Annotated in this window: 17 protein-coding genes; 9 read left to right on the top strand and 8 right to left on the bottom strand. The window is 47.0% G+C overall.

The annotated features are described in order from the left end of the window. The first annotated feature begins 29 nt into the window (after positions 1 to 29). From B0681_RS00770 to B0681_RS00750, 5 genes are all read left to right on the top strand, one after another. Positions 30 to 686 carry a DUF2062 domain-containing protein gene (locus B0681_RS00770; RefSeq protein ID WP_078316845.1) on the top strand — a complete coding sequence of 219 codons (657 nt, stop codon included), beginning with the start codon at positions 30 to 32 and terminating at the stop codon, positions 684 to 686. 251 nt (positions 687 to 937) lie between these two features. Further along, a complete protein-coding gene (metK, locus tag B0681_RS00765; protein WP_078316844.1) occupies positions 938 to 2,098 on the top strand; it encodes a methionine adenosyltransferase in 1,161 nt (386 codons plus the stop codon). 74 nt (positions 2,099 to 2,172) lie between these two features. Then, complete coding sequence (locus B0681_RS00760; RefSeq protein ID WP_078316843.1) at positions 2,173 to 2,505, top strand: DUF3144 domain-containing protein; 333 nt, start codon at positions 2,173 to 2,175, stop codon at positions 2,503 to 2,505. A 357-nt stretch (positions 2,506 to 2,862) separates the two neighbouring features. Beyond that, positions 2,863 to 5,613 (top strand): phosphoenolpyruvate carboxylase, encoded by a 2,751-nt coding sequence (gene ppc / locus B0681_RS00755; protein ID WP_078317200.1) that lies wholly within the window; start codon positions 2,863 to 2,865, stop codon positions 5,611 to 5,613. Between the two features lie 65 nt (positions 5,614 to 5,678). Then, entirely contained in the window at positions 5,679 to 6,995 is a 1,317-nt protein-coding gene (locus B0681_RS00750; protein ID WP_078316842.1) for an ArgE/DapE family deacylase, read from the top strand. A gap of 148 nt (positions 6,996 to 7,143) precedes the next feature. Here the strand turns inward: B0681_RS00750 and B0681_RS00745 are convergent, their stop codons facing one another. The 4 genes from B0681_RS00745 to B0681_RS00730 all read right to left on the bottom strand — a co-directional run bounded on the left by B0681_RS00745 (position 7,144) and on the right by B0681_RS00730 (position 10,738). Further along, positions 7,144 to 7,821 carry a hypothetical protein gene (locus B0681_RS00745; protein WP_078316841.1) on the bottom strand — a complete coding sequence of 226 codons (678 nt, stop codon included), beginning with the start codon at positions 7,819 to 7,821 and terminating at the stop codon, positions 7,144 to 7,146. Positions 7,822 to 7,834: 13 nt separating this feature from the next. Then, positions 7,835 to 8,668, bottom strand: coding sequence for a M48 family metallopeptidase (locus tag B0681_RS00740; RefSeq protein ID WP_407661943.1), 834 nt, complete (start codon positions 8,666 to 8,668; stop codon positions 7,835 to 7,837). Between the two features lie 140 nt (positions 8,669 to 8,808). Then, positions 8,809 to 9,483: a lipoprotein-releasing ABC transporter ATP-binding protein LolD gene (lolD, locus tag B0681_RS00735; protein ID WP_078316839.1), complete on the bottom strand. Its 675-nt coding sequence runs from the start codon at positions 9,481 to 9,483 to the stop codon at positions 8,809 to 8,811. A gap of 10 nt (positions 9,484 to 9,493) precedes the next feature. Next, positions 9,494 to 10,738 (bottom strand): lipoprotein-releasing ABC transporter permease subunit, encoded by a 1,245-nt coding sequence (locus tag B0681_RS00730; RefSeq protein WP_078316838.1) that lies wholly within the window; start codon positions 10,736 to 10,738, stop codon positions 9,494 to 9,496. Positions 10,739 to 10,951: 213 nt separating this feature from the next. Here B0681_RS00730 and B0681_RS00725 point away from each other — a divergent pair, with 213 nt between their 5' ends. Continuing rightward, positions 10,952 to 11,917, top strand: coding sequence for a hypothetical protein (locus tag B0681_RS00725; protein WP_078316837.1), 966 nt, complete (start codon positions 10,952 to 10,954; stop codon positions 11,915 to 11,917). Positions 11,918 to 12,153: 236 nt separating this feature from the next. Here B0681_RS00725 and B0681_RS00715 read toward each other — a convergent pair whose 3' ends face one another. Continuing rightward, positions 12,154 to 12,567: a hypothetical protein gene (locus B0681_RS00715; protein ID WP_078316835.1), complete on the bottom strand. Its 414-nt coding sequence runs from the start codon at positions 12,565 to 12,567 to the stop codon at positions 12,154 to 12,156. A 196-nt stretch (positions 12,568 to 12,763) separates the two neighbouring features. Continuing rightward, positions 12,764 to 13,432, bottom strand: coding sequence for an alpha/beta hydrolase (locus tag B0681_RS00710; protein WP_078316834.1), 669 nt, complete (start codon positions 13,430 to 13,432; stop codon positions 12,764 to 12,766). A gap of 185 nt (positions 13,433 to 13,617) precedes the next feature. Between B0681_RS00710 and ypfJ the strand changes: the two genes are divergently transcribed. From ypfJ to B0681_RS00695, 3 genes are all read left to right on the top strand, one after another. Beyond that, complete coding sequence (gene ypfJ / locus B0681_RS00705; RefSeq protein WP_078316833.1) at positions 13,618 to 14,514, top strand: KPN_02809 family neutral zinc metallopeptidase; 897 nt, start codon at positions 13,618 to 13,620, stop codon at positions 14,512 to 14,514. A gap of 97 nt (positions 14,515 to 14,611) precedes the next feature. Continuing rightward, the gene (locus B0681_RS00700) at positions 14,612 to 15,490 is read left to right on the top strand and encodes an ATP-binding protein (protein WP_078316832.1); all 879 of its coding nucleotides are present in this window, start codon (positions 14,612 to 14,614) and stop codon (positions 15,488 to 15,490) included. Positions 15,491 to 15,493: 3 nt separating this feature from the next. Further along, positions 15,494 to 16,219 (top strand): hypothetical protein, encoded by a 726-nt coding sequence (locus B0681_RS00695; RefSeq protein ID WP_078316831.1) that lies wholly within the window; start codon positions 15,494 to 15,496, stop codon positions 16,217 to 16,219. Between the two features lie 47 nt (positions 16,220 to 16,266). Here B0681_RS00695 and B0681_RS00690 read toward each other — a convergent pair whose 3' ends face one another. Both B0681_RS00690 and B0681_RS00685 read right to left on the bottom strand, forming a co-directional pair. Next, entirely contained in the window at positions 16,267 to 17,703 is a 1,437-nt protein-coding gene (locus tag B0681_RS00690; protein WP_078316830.1) for a peptide MFS transporter, read from the bottom strand. Positions 17,704 to 17,997: 294 nt separating this feature from the next. Next, a complete protein-coding gene (locus B0681_RS00685; RefSeq protein WP_078316829.1) occupies positions 17,998 to 19,026 on the bottom strand; it encodes a ribonuclease Z in 1,029 nt (342 codons plus the stop codon). Positions 19,027 to 19,062: the final 36 nt, after the last annotated feature.

Raw genomic sequence — 19,062 nt, 5'->3', positions numbered from 1 at the left:
TGGTACTTTATCTATTTTGCCAACCACCCATGCCAAAAAAGAAGATCAAAGCCTGGCTGCCGACGCCCGAAAAGCTGCGTGAAAATCGCTTGATAGCGATGTTTGCGCCATTTTTGGCAGATCCACGCCTATGGCAGATGAATCGCAATTCTTTGGGTCGTGCGGTCTATGTTGGTGTCTTGGCGGCGTTTTTTCCTTTGCCAGGGCAAATGCCGCTTGCCATTATCGGTGCATTGATTGCTCGTGCCAATATTCCGATGGCGGTGGCTTTGACTTGGATTACCAATCCTTTGACCGCCATTCCTGTGTTTTGGCTGGCGTATTCGCTTGGCGCGCTCTTGATTGGTGAGCCGCTCATCGGACTGCGGGCGATCGGTATGATTTTGACCGATTTTACTTTATGGATCACCGCCGATGGCATCAACCCACTGCATGCGCATCGTCACATTTTTTCTTGGCAAGCGATGCTCATCGGCTTGATACTCTCTGCGATCATCACAAGCATCGTCTTAGGCTTGGCGTTTCGTCTATTTTGGCATTATCGCACAGTGCGAGATTGGCAATCACGACATGGCTACAACGCCAAAGCCCCCAAATTCAGCCGTCAAAAAGGCCATAAAAAACGCGAACAAGCCATCCTTGATAGCACCAAAGCTGTCAATAAAGACGATAACTTTTCGATTTGATCAAATTTAAATTGCAATTTCATTGATGGTCATTTTACTCCCTGATCACTGTTTTGTCGCTTGATGCAGTTTATACATCAGTATATGAATTTTTTTCATTAGTAATCACGCTGCTTTTACAGTATAATTTTCCGCCAAATACTCTGCAAGTTTTCTCATCATCTGTCGTGCGGACGGGTATTTATTCTGTCAAGCCTAAAAAAGCCACCAGAATCGCACAATTTTTTATATTTTTTATTAAGTGAAATCTTATGAACTACTCAGTATTTACTTCAGAATCTGTCAGTGAAGGTCATCCAGATAAGATGGCTGACCAAATCTCTGATGCCTTGCTTGATGCCATCTTGACCCAAGACAAAGACGCTCGTGTGGCGTGCGAAACCTTGGTAAAAACAGGGGCAGTGGTATTGGCAGGTGAAATCAGCACCCATGCCAACATCGATGTCGAGGGCATCGTGCGTGATACCGTCAATAAAATCGGCTACAATCACTCTGATCTTGGTTTTGATGGCTCAACGTGTGCCGTCATCAATATGATTGGCAAACAATCGCCAGAGATCGCTCAAGGCGTCGATCGCTCACGCCCAGAAGATCAAGGCGCAGGTGACCAAGGTTTGATGTTTGGCTATGCCACGAACGAAACTGATGTGCTGATGCCAGCACCGATTCAGCTTTCGCATCGCCTGATGGAGCGTCAAGCAGAGCTACGCAAAAACGGCACATTGCCATGGCTACGCCCTGATGCCAAAGCACAGCTGACCATGCATTATGATGCCAATCACAAGCCATTTGCAGTTGATGCGGTGGTATTATCTACTCAGCACAGCCCTGAGATCAGTCAAGCTGACCTACACGAAGCAGTGATGGAAGAAATCATCAAAAAAGTCATTCCTGCTGAGCTGCTACACAAAGACACACTGTATCACATCAACCCAACAGGCAAATTCGTCATCGGCGGCCCTGTTGGTGATGCTGGTCTGACAGGTCGCAAAATCATCGTCGATACCTACGGCGGCATGGCTCGTCATGGCGGCGGTGCATTCAGCGGTAAAGATCCATCAAAAGTGGATCGCTCTGCTGCCTATGCTGGCCGCTATGTCGCCAAAAACATCGTCGCAGCAGGCCTAGCTGATCGCTGTGAAGTACAAGTCAGCTATGCCATCGGTGTCGCTGAGCCGACGTCGATTTCGGTGAATACCTTTAATACAGGTAAAATCAGCGATAACGACATCGTAAAACTGATTCGTGCACACTTTGACCTACGCCCTTATGGCATCACACGTATGCTTGATCTACTACAGCCTATGTACGAAATCACCGCAAGCTATGGTCACTTTGGTCGTACCGGCTCAGACAATGCCTTTACTTGGGAGCGTACCGACAAGGCCGAGCTACTACGCAATGCAATTTAATCACTAAGACTTGCTTAGCATAGATAAAAGCCTTAGAATATCAAGTTCTAAGGCTTTTTTTATGGGACAATATCATGAGTGACAAACCAGAATTTAACGAAGAAGAATTTCAAGCGCAGATGAATGCGTTTTTTGAGCGTGCTGATGCCATCATCAACCTTGCCAACAGCCAGCTGAGTCCACAATCACACGCAGGGCAAGTCGCCGCCAGTCTAAACTACGCCGCTGCTCGCTTTGCGGTATCGGCTGCAACCATCGGCTTTGTCAAAGGCAGTGATTTGGCAAAAGAAAAAGATGATATCATCAAATTCTACACCGAAAAATACCAACAAATGCTCGCTGAGAACCTCGAGCAATACATCGAAAACTTTGACAAATACACCACGCTTGCCAAGGCAGACAGCTAAGTCAAGCACGCAGACGAAAGCTGTTCGATATGAACAGCTTTTTTGTTAAGCATAGACTCATCGATTCGCCCATCCAAGCCTAACCCACTTGCCGCAGCAAATCATCGCTTTAATCATCCATACCACGACATTCCAAAGCATCAATTGATTACCATGTCATATCGCAAAACCACCTAGCCTAAGAGGGTTTGTCTTAGCAAATATGGGTTAAAAATAACACCCAAAAAAATTACTTCGACCAGTCATCGATTTTCACTTTAAAATTTTCTAAAACTCGTGTAAGATGCAAAAGACTGTCACACATCAAACATATCAATTATTAATATCATCTTTATGATCTTTTGGGAGCTTTGTCACATGGTCAGCAATCCATCAGCCAAAAATGTCGCACATTTTTTGGATCAAGAAAAAGACTCGCCTCTCATCGCCGATACTGAGCTGTTAAGCCAAGTGCTGCTCGATGTACTCGAAGAACAGACCTCACCGATCGTCGCTGAGACCATCCATCAGCTGATCGAAGGCAGCGATGCAGAGTTAACCATCAAAAAAGCCCTACCTAGACTCAACAGCCGCCAAATCGAAAATCTAATCCGTGCTTGCAGCCTATTCGCCCAAGTGCTTAATATCGCTGAAGACCATCACCATGCACGCCGCCGCCAAATCCACGAACAGCTAGAAAGTACACCCAGCCCATCGAGCTTTGCAGGTGTGCTGCATCAGATCGAAGACAGCGGCATCACCCCAAGCCAGCTGCAGTCACAGCTCAATAAAATCAGCATCAGTGCCGTGATGACCGCCCACCCCACCGAAGTGCAGCGTCAAAGTGTGCTAAAGCTACATCGTCAGATTCGTGGGCTGCTCAGCGATTATCAATACGCTGTCGGCTACCAAAAACAGCAGCTGACCAACCAAATCAAAACTGTGCTATTGTCACTGTGGCAAACCAATGAGACTCGTCCATTTAAGCTGAAAGTGAGTGATGAGATTGTCAATGGTGTGGCGTATTTTGACCTAAGTTTTTTCCAAGCCATTCCAAAACTCTACGCTCGTCTGAGCCATCAGCTCAATGATGCCTATCCACAGACACAGCTGCCTGATGTGATTCGCATTGGTGGCTGGATCGGTGGCGACCGTGATGGCAATCCATTTGTGGATGCTGATACCTTGCGTCATGCGTTCAATCGCCAAAGTGCGGCGCTGTTTTATTATTATCGAGATCAATTAGGCGAGCTATACCAAGAACTACCGCTATCGATTCGCCGTGTCAAGGTCAATGAAGATGTACTACAGATGGCAGAGAACTCCCCTGAGAAGCTGATCTCTCGCGCCGAAGAGCCGTATCGACTAGCAGTAGCACTGATTTCTGCTCGTATCGTGGCGACCAGTAATGGCTTTGGGCTGGATTATGGTTGTCGCTTTGGCAAGGCTGAGCCGTATGAGAGCAGCCAAGCATTTTTGGATGATTTGACCAAATTACATCGATCTTTGAGCGATAATGGCAGTGAGTATCTGGCACAAGGTCGCTTGCAGGATTTGATGCGTGCGGTGAGTGTCTTTGGTTTTTATTTGATGCCACTGGATTTGCGTCAGCACGCACAAGTGCACGCTGAGACGGTGCATGATTTGTTCAAACACGCTGATTTGGAAGATTATCTAAGCTTATCAGAGCCTGCTCGTCAACGTGTACTACTGCGTGAACTTGCTACCGCTCGCCCATTGTACAACCACTATGTACAGTACGATGAGCAGACCACCAAAGAGCTGAATATTTTCTTGGCGGCGGCAGATATCAAACACCGCTATGGCGAAACCGCCATTTCCCAAAGCATCATCTCAAACTGCGAAACCATCAGCGATATGCTGGCTCTAGCGCTGATTATGAAAGAGACTGGGCTGCTACACATCGAAAACGGTACGCCAAAATCACGGCTGAACATCGTGCCACTGTTTGAGACCATCGAAGCACTGCAAAACTGTATCGGCGTGATGGATGAGCTACTGGGCAAGCCGTGGTATCAAAGCCTGCTCAAAAGCCGTGACAATACCCAAGAAATCATGCTTGGCTACTCAGACAGCAACAAAGATGGTGGCTATGTCACCAGTCAGTGGTCACTGTATCAAGCCGAAGAAAAACTGGTGCAAATCTTTGCCAAGCATCAAGTACAGATGCGTCTATTCCACGGTCGTGGCGGTAGTGTCGGCCGTGGTGGTGGCCCATCATTCGAAGCTATTTTGGCACAGCCAGCAGGCTCGGTGGCAGGTCAAATCCGCATCACCGAACAAGGCGAAGTCATCACAGCCAAATATGCCGAAGCCAATAATGCTGAGCATAACCTAGAAGTACTCGTCGCAGCGACACTAAAGGCGACCATGCTGCCAAATGCGACGATGACGCCTGATTTTGAGCTGATGTCTGACCTATCAGACCATGCATTCCGCCATTATCGAGCGTTGATTGAGCATCCTGCGTTTATTGATTATTTCTTACAAACCAGCCCAATCACCGAGATTGCCACCTTGAACATCGGCTCCCGCCCTGCCAGTCGCAAGACATTGGCACGCATTCAGGATCTGCGGGCGATTCCGTGGGTATTCTCATGGATGCAAAACCGCCTAATGCTACCTGCCTGGTATGGCTTTGGTACAGCGATTGAGAAGCTGATCCAAGCTGATGATGGCAATCTTGCCAAGCTAAAAACCCATGCCAAAGACAGTGCCTTTGTATATGCCATGCTGTCAAACATGGAGCAAGTACTTGCCAAGACCGACCTTGGCATCGCCAAGACTTATGTCGAGCTTGCCGAAGACAAGGCATCTGCCCAAGCCATCTATGCGATGATCGAAGCAGAATACACACGCAGTAAAAACGCCCTACTTCAGCTGACCGGTCACGAAGTCTTGCTTGAAAATAACCGCTCACTGGCTCGCTCACTGGCACTGCGCCTACCCTATCTAAATGCACTCAACTGGCTACAGGTACTACTGCTCAAAGAACGCCGCGGTGATGAGTCGCTGGATCGAACGGACGGCTTTGATGATGATCGCCTATTGCAGCTGATTCACCTGACCATCAATGGCGTGGCGCAAGGTTTGCGTAATACCGGCTGAGCCATTCATCGGCGAAACTTATGGTTTCACCTTTTTTATTTTATAAACCAAAAAAAGAGTATCCTATGTGCGAAACTTTATTAGATCACTTATCTACCGATTCAAATGCCACTAACAATAACAAACCCACCGTACCACAGATCAATGATGAACAGCGTACAGCATTGACACTGCTGTGTGATTTAATCAAAATTGACAGCCAAAACGATCATGAAGCCAAAGTCGCTCTGCATTTACAACAATTTTTGGCGTCTTATGGTATCTCATCAAAGCTGGTTGAATTTTGTGAAGGTCGGTCAAGCTTGGTCGCTGAGATTCATCATGGCGATGGTAAGACGCTTGCCATCTCAGGGCATCTGGATGTGGTGAGTGCTGGCGATGTTAGTCTTTGGACGCATCCGCCATTTTCGGCGCACATTGATGACGATGGTGTGCTGTGGGGCCGGGGTGCATCGGATATGAAATCAGGTCTTGCTGCACTGGTAATGGCGATGATTCATCTGAATGAGACCAAAAACTTCACTGGCACAATTCGCCTGATGGCAACCGTCGGCGAAGAAGTTGGCGAATACGGCTCACAGCAGCTGACCAAGCTTGGTTATATGGATGATGTCGATGGCTTACTGATTGCTGAGCCTTGCAATGTCGGCATCATCCATGCCCACAAAGGCTCGCTGAATTATAAAGTCATCGCCAAAGGGATGGCCGCACACTCATCCATGCCTGAGCTTGGCAATAACGCCATCGAGCAGCTGAACGACGCCATGACGCAGATCACTGCCGATATTCGCACCAAGGCTGATGCCATCACTAATCCACTACTTGGCAATACCCTGCATAATATCACGCTCATCCAAGGCGGCACGCAGGTAAATTCCATTCCAGATCATGCCGAATTTGAAGCCAATGCCCGCACGGTGCCTGAGTATGATAACCAAACGGTCATCCATGACATCCAAGCCATTATCGATACATTGAACACCCAAGATGGCTATGAGCTAAGTCTAATCATCACCGCCGATCAGCCGCCTGTATACGCCGCACCAGATTCACCATTGATTCACAGCATCATCAATAGCACCCAAGATCTGCCAAGATTACAAGTGCCTTATCTGCTAGATAGCATGGGTCAAGTACTGAACCAAGACTTAAGCAGCCTTGCCCAAAAGTTCCCCAAGGGACTTGCGCCGATCACAGCATCAGGCACCACCGATGCGGCACAGTTTTTGCGCCATCAAAATGATGTAGATTTAGCGGTTTATGGGCCAGGTATCCCGATGCTGAACCATAAGATTGATGAGCGGATCAATATCGGACAGTATTTTGATTTTATTGATGCATATCAAGCAATCATTGCCAATTATTTAAATAGCAAATCATGATCTTGGTCATGCACATTGATCTGATTGATTTTGCCATCAGATGTGCATATCCATATCAAATCCATATCAAAATGCGACCGATGGCTGTTGCTAATAAAGGGTGTGCTATCTGCACCCCTTGGCAATAGATCAAAATAGCGCTATCAGCTTATCGCTGACTCCAGCCGGGATAATCGCTGCGAATTTTGAGCTCTTCTGTGATGATGCTGGTGCGTTTTTGGCCAGCTTCATCGATGTACTGCGCTGTATAGGTCGTATCGCCTGGATATCTTTGGATGTCAGTGTAGGCGGTGTATTGGATGATGAATTGGCCATGTTGGTCGATGATGGCATATTGGTCTGCAGGATGGCTGGCACCCTCTTCACGATAAATCTGCGCATCCTTGGCATAATTTATCACCGCGGCATGACCATTAAAGAATGCGCGGCTTGACAGATGATCCTTATTGGTATGGCCAAATCTAAAAGGAATCGCCACACGCCCATCGGCAAATAAATACCCTGATCGATAGGTATCATCGCGCGGATCTTTGATCACCGCATAGATCAGGCCATCAGATTCTTCACCCAGATAGTCATAAATGCGAGTATCAAAGCCATATTTGGCTTGGTCGGCAGGCGTGACAGGCTTATTATCAACTGGGATATAAGGTCTTCTAGGGTCTTCGATGTATTTGCGTGCCGAATCAGTACCGATGAGCCATTCAAGTTTTTTAAAATTACTCAGCTGTTTATCGTATGCTTGTTCGGGTGTTAGGTCTGCTGTTGTGGTAGCGCAAGCGCCAAGCAGTGAGGCTGATAGTATCAGTGCCAGAATTTTTGTCATCATTTCATCCTTTTTAATTTGACTTGGTGAGTGCATCCAGATACAGCGGTCGCACAGATGATTGTAGCGCCTGTAGCTCCTTGATGCGGTTGGTGGAGGTCGGATGTGTACTCAAAAATCCGATGCGCAGATCTTGGCTACTTGCCTCCATGGCCTGCATCTTTTGCCATAAGCTGACCGCCGCCTGTGGATCAAAACCTGCACGAGCCATGATCTCAAGACCGATGCGATCCGCCTCAGATTCTTGAGAGCGAGAATGCGGTAACATCAAGCCCAAGGTACCCGCCAAGCCCAAAGCCTGCATACCACTGGTACCCAAACCCAAAGCTGCCGATGCAATGCCCAAAGAGGCACTGGTCGCCGTGCGATGGCTCATCTTTTCACGAGAATGCTCTCTGAGCGCATGTGCCATCTCATGACCCATGATGGCGGCGATCTCAGCATCGCTAAGCGACAGCTTATCAATGATACCACTATAAAAAATGATCTTGGCATTTGGCATCACATAGGCATTGACGGTATCTTCGCTGATGACATGCACTTTCCAAGACCAATTCGCCGCATCGGCTCGTAGCAGCGTGGTCTGTGGAATTAAGCGATCAGCGATGCGTCGGACACGATTAACCTGAGCAGCATTGACATCCAGCACGCCTTGGGTACGCGCCTTGGCCAATGTCTCACGATAATAGGTATCTGCCATACGCTGTAGCTCTGAATTAGAATAGATCATCAGCTGCTTACGATCAGGACTGATGGTGCCAGCTGTGGTGGAGCTAGCACAGCCTGTAATCACTAGCAGTGATGACAGCACAACGCCCATGACTTGATGAGACATATCCCCTCCGATTTTAATGAGTGCATTAAGTATGCAAGACTGTTTTACACTTTTGAATTTGAAAATTATTATAACACAATTATAAATACAGTATATAAAAAAATAAAAAAGCAGAAACTGATGATTTCTGCTTTTGGCTAAGGACTGATGAGCTATACCCATTGACCGCTTTTCATCTCAAGTATCTGATCAGCACGGGCGGCCAGCTGTCTGTCATGCGTCACCATCAGTAGCGCCATGCCGATGGATGATTGTAATTCGGTCAGTAGCTCAAACACCGCGGTGGCATTTTCATCATCCAAATTACCCGTTGGCTCATCTGCCAAGACCAGTGCAGGTTCAGTGACCAAAGCACGAGCGATCGCTACTCTTTGACGCTCACCACCAGACAGCTCGCTTGGGCGATGATGCAGTCGATGACCCAGCCCCACACGCTCAAGCAGTGCATTGGCGCGGCGTTCGGCCTCTTTGATGCTGACATCAGCACGCATCAGTAGGGGCATCGCGACATTTTCGGTGGCATTAAACTCAGCGAGCAGATGGTGAAATTGGTAAATAAACCCCAAGTGCCGATTGCGCAGCTCACCACGACGCGTCTCATTCAGCTGATTTAGGCAAGCGCCTTTTAGCCATACCTCACCTGTAGTCGGCGTATCTAAGCCGCCGAGCAGATGCAGCAGTGTTGATTTGCCCGAGCCGCTACTGCCGACGATGGCGATGCGCTCGCCTGCATGAACGGTGAGATCCAGCCCTGATAGCACGGTGGTTTTGATTTTGCCCTCATCATAGACTTTGCTGATGTTTTTGGCTTGTAAAATGATACTCATCACACACCCCTTATTCGTATCGCAAAGTCTGCGCAGGCTCGATGCGCGATGCTCTGAGCGCAGGATAAATCGTCATCAAAAAGCTCAATAAAAATGATGCTGTGGTAATCATCAGCACATCACTGACTTTCACCTCAGATGGCAAAAAGTCCACTGGATACACACTGCCATCGAATAAGCTCACCCCAAACACGCTACTGATCCCCACCACGATGTCATTGACCGAATACGCCAAAGCCACACCCAGTACGGTACCAACAACAGTGCCGATCACCCCGATGATCATCCCTTGCACCATAAACACTTGCATCACAAGCTTGGGTGATGCACCAAAAGTCTTTAGGATAGCGATGTCAGATTTTTTGTCGGTGACGAGCATCACAAGACTTGAGACGATATTAAACGCTGCCACGACGACGATGAGAAATAGCAACAAGCCAATCATCGCCTTTTCCATTTGGATGGCGCTAAACAGATTGCCATGCGTCGTCGTCCAGTCGCTTGGGTATAAGCGCGCAGGCTCCAGACTCGCTGCATTATTGGCTACTTGAGGCGCCTTAAAGATGTCATCAAGCTTCATGCGCAGACCTTGAGCGCCCTCAGGCAGTCTTAGCATGACACCGGCATCACGCATCTGCACAAAGCCCATCATGCCATCAATCTCGCTGCTGATGTGATACACCCCGACCAAAGTAAAGCGCTTAAATCTCGGAATCACGCCTGCTGCTGATGGCGTCGCCTCAGGCAACACCAAAGTCACCTGATCGCCCAGCTGCAGCCCCATATTCATCGCCATCGACTCGCCCAAGACGATGCCAAATTCCCCCGCTCTTAGCGCATCCAAACTGCCTGCCGTCATATGTTCATCAATGATCGAGACTTGTTTTTCATAGTCAGGTTCGATGCCTGAGATCATGATGCCTGCGACCTGACCTTCGGCGGTGAGCATGCCTTGTAGCTGTATGAATGGCGCCACCGCTTGCACTTCTTTATTTTGATCTTGAATGCTCTTGGCCAATGGCTGCCAGTCAGAGATGATCTCAGTGGAGCTTACTGCCGCCTGAGGCACTGTACCCAAAATCCGTGATTTGATTTCGCGATCAAAGCCATTCATCACCGACAACACCGTGATCAGCACCGCCACGCCGAGCGTCAGACCGATTGTCGAGATGAAAGAAATGAAAGAAATAAAGCCATTTTTACGCTTGGCTTTGGTATATCGCAGTCCGATAAATAATGCCAAAGGACGAAACATAAATTTTATCTCAAGTAAATTCAGCGCTATAGTTTAGCACTATTTACCCCAAATACCAACGAAAATACCAATCAATTTGATGGCAAGATCAGCCACTAGGATCGGTTTTTTATTGGTCAAATCCACATAAAATCTCAGTATTTTATCATCGGCTGCTTGATATTTTCAAACCACATCCCCATCAATGGCTCATCGATTACTTGAGAAACCATCATGAGTCATCAAACTTTACATTACCAATACACCCACGAATTACCGCCTGCCAAGATCGACCTGCCCTGTGACAAAAACGCCAGTCACGGCGATCATTGGGCGATTTTGACCCAAAACATCGGCGAAGATGTGCCGCATTGGCTACAGCAAATGCTCGATCATGCCACCTTGCCCGAAGGTCTATCCGCCCAAGACAGCAGCAATAATGCCAAGCTGTTACTTGGCATGAATCAGCCATGTCACATTAAGCAAATCCTCACCGTCCAAGATGGCACACCCCAAGCGTTCATCAATGCCTTTCCTGCGGTGAATAGCCCTTATGGTCTGACTTGCAGCATTGAGCGCATCATCCGCTGTGACTCGACCTCCGATGCCATCTTGTGCCTAAAGAGCACGGACGGTGCGCTGATCTATGCGTTCGATCAGCTGTATGCCGTCAATCGCGCTGATTATCGTTCGCCAAAGAAATATTTTGTCAATTTCTCAGCTTGGGCATACCACATCGAACCCAGCCGTCAAGATGAGACCATCTTAATCGAAGATCAAGAAGCCATCCGTCATCATCGCGCCTTTAATGACATCGTCGCGAAGCATGATGGCAATATTCCTGATGACATTGATGATCAAATTCGCAATTGGCAGCCCACAGACCATCCTGCTGGCGTGCCATTTGCACCCGTCGAGATCAACTTAGGTCACATGTGCGCTTATCTGTACGGAGAGACTTTCGGTCAAGAAGATGAGGCATGGTGCCAAGGCCAAGTGCTGGGCAAATCTCAGACCGAGTTTTTTGGTCAGAGCATTACTTTGTTTGATGTGGTGATTTTGCGCGAGCCTGATGCTGATCCGTTTGTGGTGCGCATCGCGGCTGTTAGTAATGAACAGACCGAGGCGATCGCGGTCAATGACTATATTCAAGCCAACATCTGGCTGCAAGCTGCAATCTACGCCGCCAACCAAAAATAAGCCATCTGTCATCAACAGATGGCATGGATAATGGATGATTTGGTCATGACCGATTCACGATGGCTGCCGATAGCCATCAAAATCGGCGATCAGATATATCCGTCGCCGTCAGGCAGCAAATTGATTTTGCTGCTTTTTTTAGCCAGTGATCAATCGCTAAAAATGTCCATATTTTTTATGGCGGGGTTTGAATATGTTGAGTGTTATTCTTTTGTCCAACTTAGAGGTTAAGCTAATCAATTAAGAACCCACTGTTCTTCACCGCTTTCATCAGTATATCGATGGACAATGTTATAGGGGCATAGTACTACAAACCACCAATCAACATACTGATTTTCTTCATCAAGCTTATTTATAGCCTCTTCACCTATCCAAACATCTTTTAGCAGTTGGCAAGCCTGTTTAGCATCCATCTTAGCCAATGCCTTATTAATCTCTTTATTGCCGTCATTGGTTATTAAACGACAATAATTATGAACAAGTAGGTATTCTAGCGCAAGAAAAAATGCCGTTTCGTTATCATAAATAATTTCTTCACATGGCTGTATACGTCCCTCGCCAACTACGCAAACAACATCCCAAAGAAAGAAGAGTTCTGAGGCGAAATGTTCATTTATGAAAGTATGAGTAATTAATGCAATCTGTTTCATTCAAACTTCAACTCCAGTTTATTAGCCCTAGTCATCCCAGGTGGCTTTTGAGTCTCGATGGTAAAGTACCTGTCTAACATTATTAGATGCTGCGTAATTTCTCAGCAATACCGCCAAAGATGACAAAAATTTGACCCAGTTGATCGCCAATGCCATCATTGATTAAGACTTGGAAAATGAAGACTTGAAAAATTGATTAAGACTTGGCAAATAACTCATTTATCCATTCACCAATCGCTTTGATCTGCGCAAGGCAGACTTGATGCGCCATCGGATAGGTAGTATGAGTTGGGTTTAGCCCCAAGTTTTGTAGTGTTTCTTTGGCTTTTACGCCCAGTACAGGTGGTACGATGTCATCAAAGTCGCCATGATCGATTTTGACAGCGATGTCTTGGTTGACGCCAACGCTTGGCACTTCGCTGGCTGTCGCAAAATAAGTCGATAAGGCCAGCAGTCCGCCAAGCTTACGAGTATTGGTCAAGACAGTGTGATACGCTACCGCACCCCCTTGTGAGAAGCCTGCAATGATGATGTTCTGGCTTGGTATGCCTGCGCTGATTTGTTCATCGATCAGTTCATTGATGGCAGCAGCAGATGCAGCGATTTGGGTAACATCCACCTTGCGATCAAGCGTCATCTCAAGGATGTCATACCATGCTGGCATAATGTAGCCCCCATTGATTGTCACTGGTATCTGAGGCGCATGCGGAAAAATAAAGCGCACACCCACATCATCTGACAAGCCAAGCTCAGGCACGATCGGCTCAAAATCATGGCCACTTGCCCCAAGGCCATGCAGCCAAATGACAGCATGGGTGATGGGTAGATTTTTTGGGTTGTGTTCGGTGATGACGGTTTTTAGCATGATAAATCCTTTGGTTTTAAATTAACTCAATCTTACGCGCAATACACCAAAAATGCAAGCAAGCCATTGCCGCGCCATCACCCAACTGCAAAAAAAATAACTTTGTAAAATATCGTAACCTATCCCCCATTTATCGACATCGTTTTGTATAATAAGCGATATTTACCAACTCAAAGGATCATTCTATGCAATGGCGTGGACGCAGACAAAGCAGCAATATCGAAGACAGACGCGGCGGCGGTGGCAAAAAAGTCGGCGGTGTCAGTATCATTGGTTTAATCATTGCTTTCGTTCTATGGCAAGTCTTTGGCATCAGCCCAGAGACGACGATGGGCGTAACCCAACAAATTCAGACCCAAACCCAGTCCTCTGCCCCTGCGACCGAGACTGCCGATATGGCCGAGTCTCGTGAATTTGTCGCGACAGTGCTTGCTGATACCGAAGATGTCTGGACGCCGATTTTTGCGCAGGCAGGTCAGCGTTATCAGCCGCCAAGTCTGGTGCTGTTTAGCGGTGCAGTGCAGTCAGCGTGCGGTTCGGCGACTTCTGCCAGTGGGCCATTTTATTGCCCTGCTGATCAAAAAGTGTATTTGGACACGCAGTTTTTCCGTGATATGCGTACGCAAATGAACATCGGTGGCGAACAAAATAGCACCGAGCTGACACGCACCGACCAAGCAGGCGACTTCGCTCAAGCTTATGTCATCGCCCATGAAGTCGGCCATCATGTGCAAACTTTGCTAGGTATCTCACAACAAGTCCGCCAAGCCCAAGCACAGTCCAGCACCGCTGCCGCCAATAACTTATCCGTCCGCCAAGAGCTACAAGCCGACTGCTTCGCTGGCATGTGGGCGCGCCACAATCACGAACGCACGCAGTTTTTGCAGCCAGGTGACATCGAAGAAGCGCTGGATGCCGCCGAAAAAATCGGTGATGATTATCTACAACGCCAAGCGCGCGGTCATGCCGTTCCTGATAGCTTTACACATGGCACGAGCGCTCAGCGCAAACGCTGGTTCTATCGCGGCTTTGAGACAGGTGATGTGAATCAATGCGATACTTTCGCCACGCGTGAACTGTGATCGCACTGCCGCCACAGCCTGATTTAAGGCGGATTTGTTGAATCATGATCAAATATTGGGGTACAATGACGTATCCCAATTTTTTTAAGGATACTTCATGACCGCCTTGCCAAATGAGCTCATCGCCCTACTCACCCAGTATCTCACCGAACGCACCGCACAGCCGATCACCATCGATGCTGATGTACTTGCCTATCGCTGGGTAGGTGGTCTGCATGGCAAGCTTGTACCGATTGATGTCAGCTTCGGGGGTGATTTGGCAGACCTACTGGGTATTGATGTCCAAAAGGATAAGCTGATTACCAATACTGAGCAGTTTTTGCAGGGTTTACCTGCCAATCATGTGCTGATGACAGGTGCTCGTGGTGCAGGTAAATCATCGCTGATTCGTGCGCTACTCAAGGCTTATCACACCCAAGGGCTTCGCATCATCGAAGTGGCACGAGATGAGTTATTACACCTAGACACCATCCGCCATGCCATCAAAACCGCTGCACACAATGGCAATACCAACCGCTATATCATCTACTGCGATGACTTAGCTTTCAACGCCCAAGATGAGAATTATCGCACCCTAAAAAGCGTACTCGATGGCGCACTCGACAGCGAACAAAATAACCTACTCGTCTATGCCACCAGTAACCGCCGTCATCTGCTACCACAGCTGATGAAAGACAATGTCAATATTTATAATGGTCAAACCGATGAAGTCAATCCTTATGAGACCATCGATGAGACAGTGTCGCTATCAGATCGCTTTGGGATTTGGCTGTCGTTTTATCCGATGAATCAAGCACTGTATCTGGACATCGTCAAGCATCTACTTGTCAAGCATGGCATCAATTATGATGACACCATCGAAGCTGAAGCGCTCAAATGGGCAAGCACTCGGGGCGGCCGCTCGGGGCGTGTGGCGTATCAATTTAGCCAACATTGGGCAGGGATGACTGGGCTAAACCAAATGATGGATAACTAATATATGCTATTTGCACCGCCATTTTTTCTGATATTTGTTCTGCTGTTGGTGATGGGTATCGGCGTCTTATTGGCGATTGTCGTTGATATTCGACTGCTTTTGCGTATTAAAAAAACCAAATCACACGGTGATCATTATCAGATAACTCGAGCCGAAAAGCTGTGGCTGATGATCGCAAATATACCAGCTCTGCTAATTTTAATCGGTTTTGGCATCATCGATTATCAGGGTAATCAATCAAAGCAGCGATATCAAATTCAAGACTTATATCGTTATGCAACCTTGAGCAGTGAGAAGCCTTATGGTGACATCACCCTGCCGATCGGCACTCATGTAGAATATGATGTGCCTTATAGCGGTGATGTCCAAAATAACGCCAATGCCAACATTCTATCAGCCAAATTGCCCGCACCCATGCTCATCAATGGCATATCGGTCATCTATATCAATACAAGCTGGCAAATCACTGTCATCAATACCGAACCATTTACACCAAGCGAACTGTTTGTAGATGCATACGATCGCAGTGATTATGATACCATTACCTGCCCTGCATATTCATGGGTAAGATTTGATATCGGCTTTGAGCAAGCACAGAAAAATAAAGGCACACTGACTTTAGATGGTTGGGAATTTGAAAGTTGTGGCAAACCTTATGGCTTTGTGGATAAAGATAGTTATGTCGCCGTGCCTTATTGGAAAGATGGCAAATTGATAAGAAATTGGTAAAAAACCGCCACCGAATGACAGTGGCGGTTTGGTGTAATGTCAGAAAATTAATCTACTTTTTGTAGCATCTTTTTCAACATCGGTGAAATCAGCAAAAATACCACGCCTGCACCAATGCCCAAATAAATCATCATATAATAATAATCAATCGGATTGGCTTCATTAAAATATTCACCAAATAAAATCCCACCAAAAGTCATGCCAATCGACAATGCCAAAAAGTTCAATGCCACCATCTGTGTCTTAAAAAAGTCAGGGGCAATCTTGGTCGCAAATGACAGTGAAATCGGTGAAATGAGCAGCTCCGCCACTGTCATCGCCGCCAGCGAAAACAGATACACCAAAATTGGCATCGCATCGCCTGATTTGAGATAAGGCAAATAAAAGGCAAAGGTAATGGCAGTAATCAGCAGTGATAAGCTGAATTTGACTGGCGTGCTCGGTGATTTATTGCCAAGCTTCGCCCACAGTGCCGACATCACGCCAGCCAAGGCAATCACCCAAAAGCTCTGCATCGATGGCTGCCAGCCCACAGGAAATTCAAAGCCGCCCAGCATACGATCAACTTGGGTATCAAAAAACACCACAAGCAAAGTATAGTTTTGGAAAAATAACGCCCAAAACACACAGATACACACAAACAGCGGAATGTATGCCAAAATGTGGCGTTTTTGGTCACCAGTGACACGGCTATCGCTCAATAGACGAATAAAATAAATCGTCGCAATGACAATCACCGCACCAAACAGCATCATCTTAAAGTTTGACAATGTCAACACATCAGAAACCACTAGTGCCGAGACAGCCACCACACCAATCACAAGACCAATCAGTGCTTTGGTCTTATCTGATGCAGTCAGTGGATTTGGCGGGGTTTTTTGACCCAAATCCTTACGCCCAAAGCTATACAGCACCAAGCCCAATGCCATGCCGACAGCCGCCGCACCAAAGCCATAGTGAAAGCCGACACGACTTTGTAGATAGCCGACCAGTAGTGGGCCCAATAGACCGCCGATATTAATCGCAATATAAAAAATCGAAAAACCAGCATCACGCAGCGAACGGTATTTGTCATTTTCATACAATGAACCAACCATCGCACTCACTGGTGCCTTGACGCCACCAGAACCCAATGCCACGAACACCAAGCCCAAAATCAAGCCCTGTAGCCCTGGCACAATCGCAAGCAAAATATGACCAATCATGATCACGATGCCTGAATAAAATAGCGTTCGCTCTGCACCAAGTACCCGATCGGCAAACCATCCGCCAATCAGCGTTGATAAATACACGCTACCACTATAAGCACCCACGATACCGCCTGCGACGCCTTTATCAATACCCAAGCCACCTTCGGTCAGCGAGTAGTACAGATAAATCATCAAAATTGCTTGCATACCGTAGTATGAGAACCGCTCCCACAGCTCTAGATGAAACAGACTGCCAAGCTGTTTGGGATGTCCAAAAAACTGCTTTTCTTGCATAAAAATCCTTAATGCAGTGCGCGTACTTGGGCTTTATTCATCAGCAAATCGGTTGATGGGATATAGGTATGGTTGATTGATGGTTATAAAAAATTCACATCACAATCAATCAACAATCCAAACGCTACAACGATACAGCTCAATTTGCCCATAACACCCAAGTACCAATAAGATTAAGCCAAACTTAATCCACCAAATTGCAATTATATCGCAAATGAGAATAATTGTGAAATAAATTCCACCAGCCAATAAATCAGCTAAGTTTGTACACCTTTGCTCAAGACTACATCAAGGCTACATCATGGATACAGTACCCTCTTTTGTGGCGGTACTCACCACCATCAAATCACTTGCCAATATCAATTCACCCTCATAACTAGACTCAGCCTCATAGCGTATATGCCCCATGTTTGGCGTGCTATCATCAGGGTCGTCAAACAGCATAAACCGCGCGCTAAAATGCGTCAGCACAAGACAAGGCACACCTGCATCACGAGCAAACTTAGCCACCATCTTGGCACTTGAATGCTTGGGATCAAACACACCTTTGGCAAGTATCTTATCCATCACTGCCTGCGTATAGGTCGCTTCATGCACCAGCATCACGGCACCTTTGACGGCATCAGTCAGCAGGCTTGGCGTATCATTATCACCTGCGATGACGATTTTTTGGGAAGTTTCGTTCAGGTGTAGATAATCAGCCACCAGCACAGTGCGTCCATCCACACTAAGACTTGGCGTATCAGATTTTAAAATACTGCCCCAGTGGCGTGTGGCAATATGATCATGCGAGAGTTTGTTGGTATTTAGCTTTTTTTGGCGGTGGATTTGGGTCAGTCCAAACCCAAAACTATCACAGCGGTGGCTAAGTGGGTGAATATCGATTTCTAAGGATAATTCATCAGACAACTCAAGCACAAGCCCTGTATCTAGCACGCTATGAATATCAATAAAATCAATCTCATAGCTCAAATTCATCTCAGTTAGGCGGATAAATGCATCCAAAAGCTCCCCCAAAGCAGGCGGTGCGATGATCGGTAGCGGACTTGTGCGACCATGCATGGCTAGGCTTGCCAGTAGCCCCATCAAGCCATAGCAATGATCACCATGCATATGAGTAATCAAAATCGCTTGTAGCATACTAGGCTTATGTGGCGTGCGCAATAGCTGATGCTGCGTGGCTTCACCACAGTCGATGAGTATCCACGGTGTTGATTTGCCCGTCTCATGGCTTTTGGCAAGTAGCGATACCGCAAGTCCAGAGACATTGCGACGCAAAGTCGGTACACCGCTTGATGTGCCCAAAAATGTCAATTCAAACATATATTTACTCTTTATTTTCGGTGATGAGATAGCGTA

The organism is Moraxella porci DSM 25326, assembly GCF_002014855.1.
Taxonomy (GTDB): Bacteria; Pseudomonadota; Gammaproteobacteria; order Pseudomonadales; family Moraxellaceae; genus Moraxella; species Moraxella porci.
The sequence above is the reverse complement of the archived record's forward strand: the minus strand, read 5'-3'. Positions and strand labels throughout refer to the sequence as shown.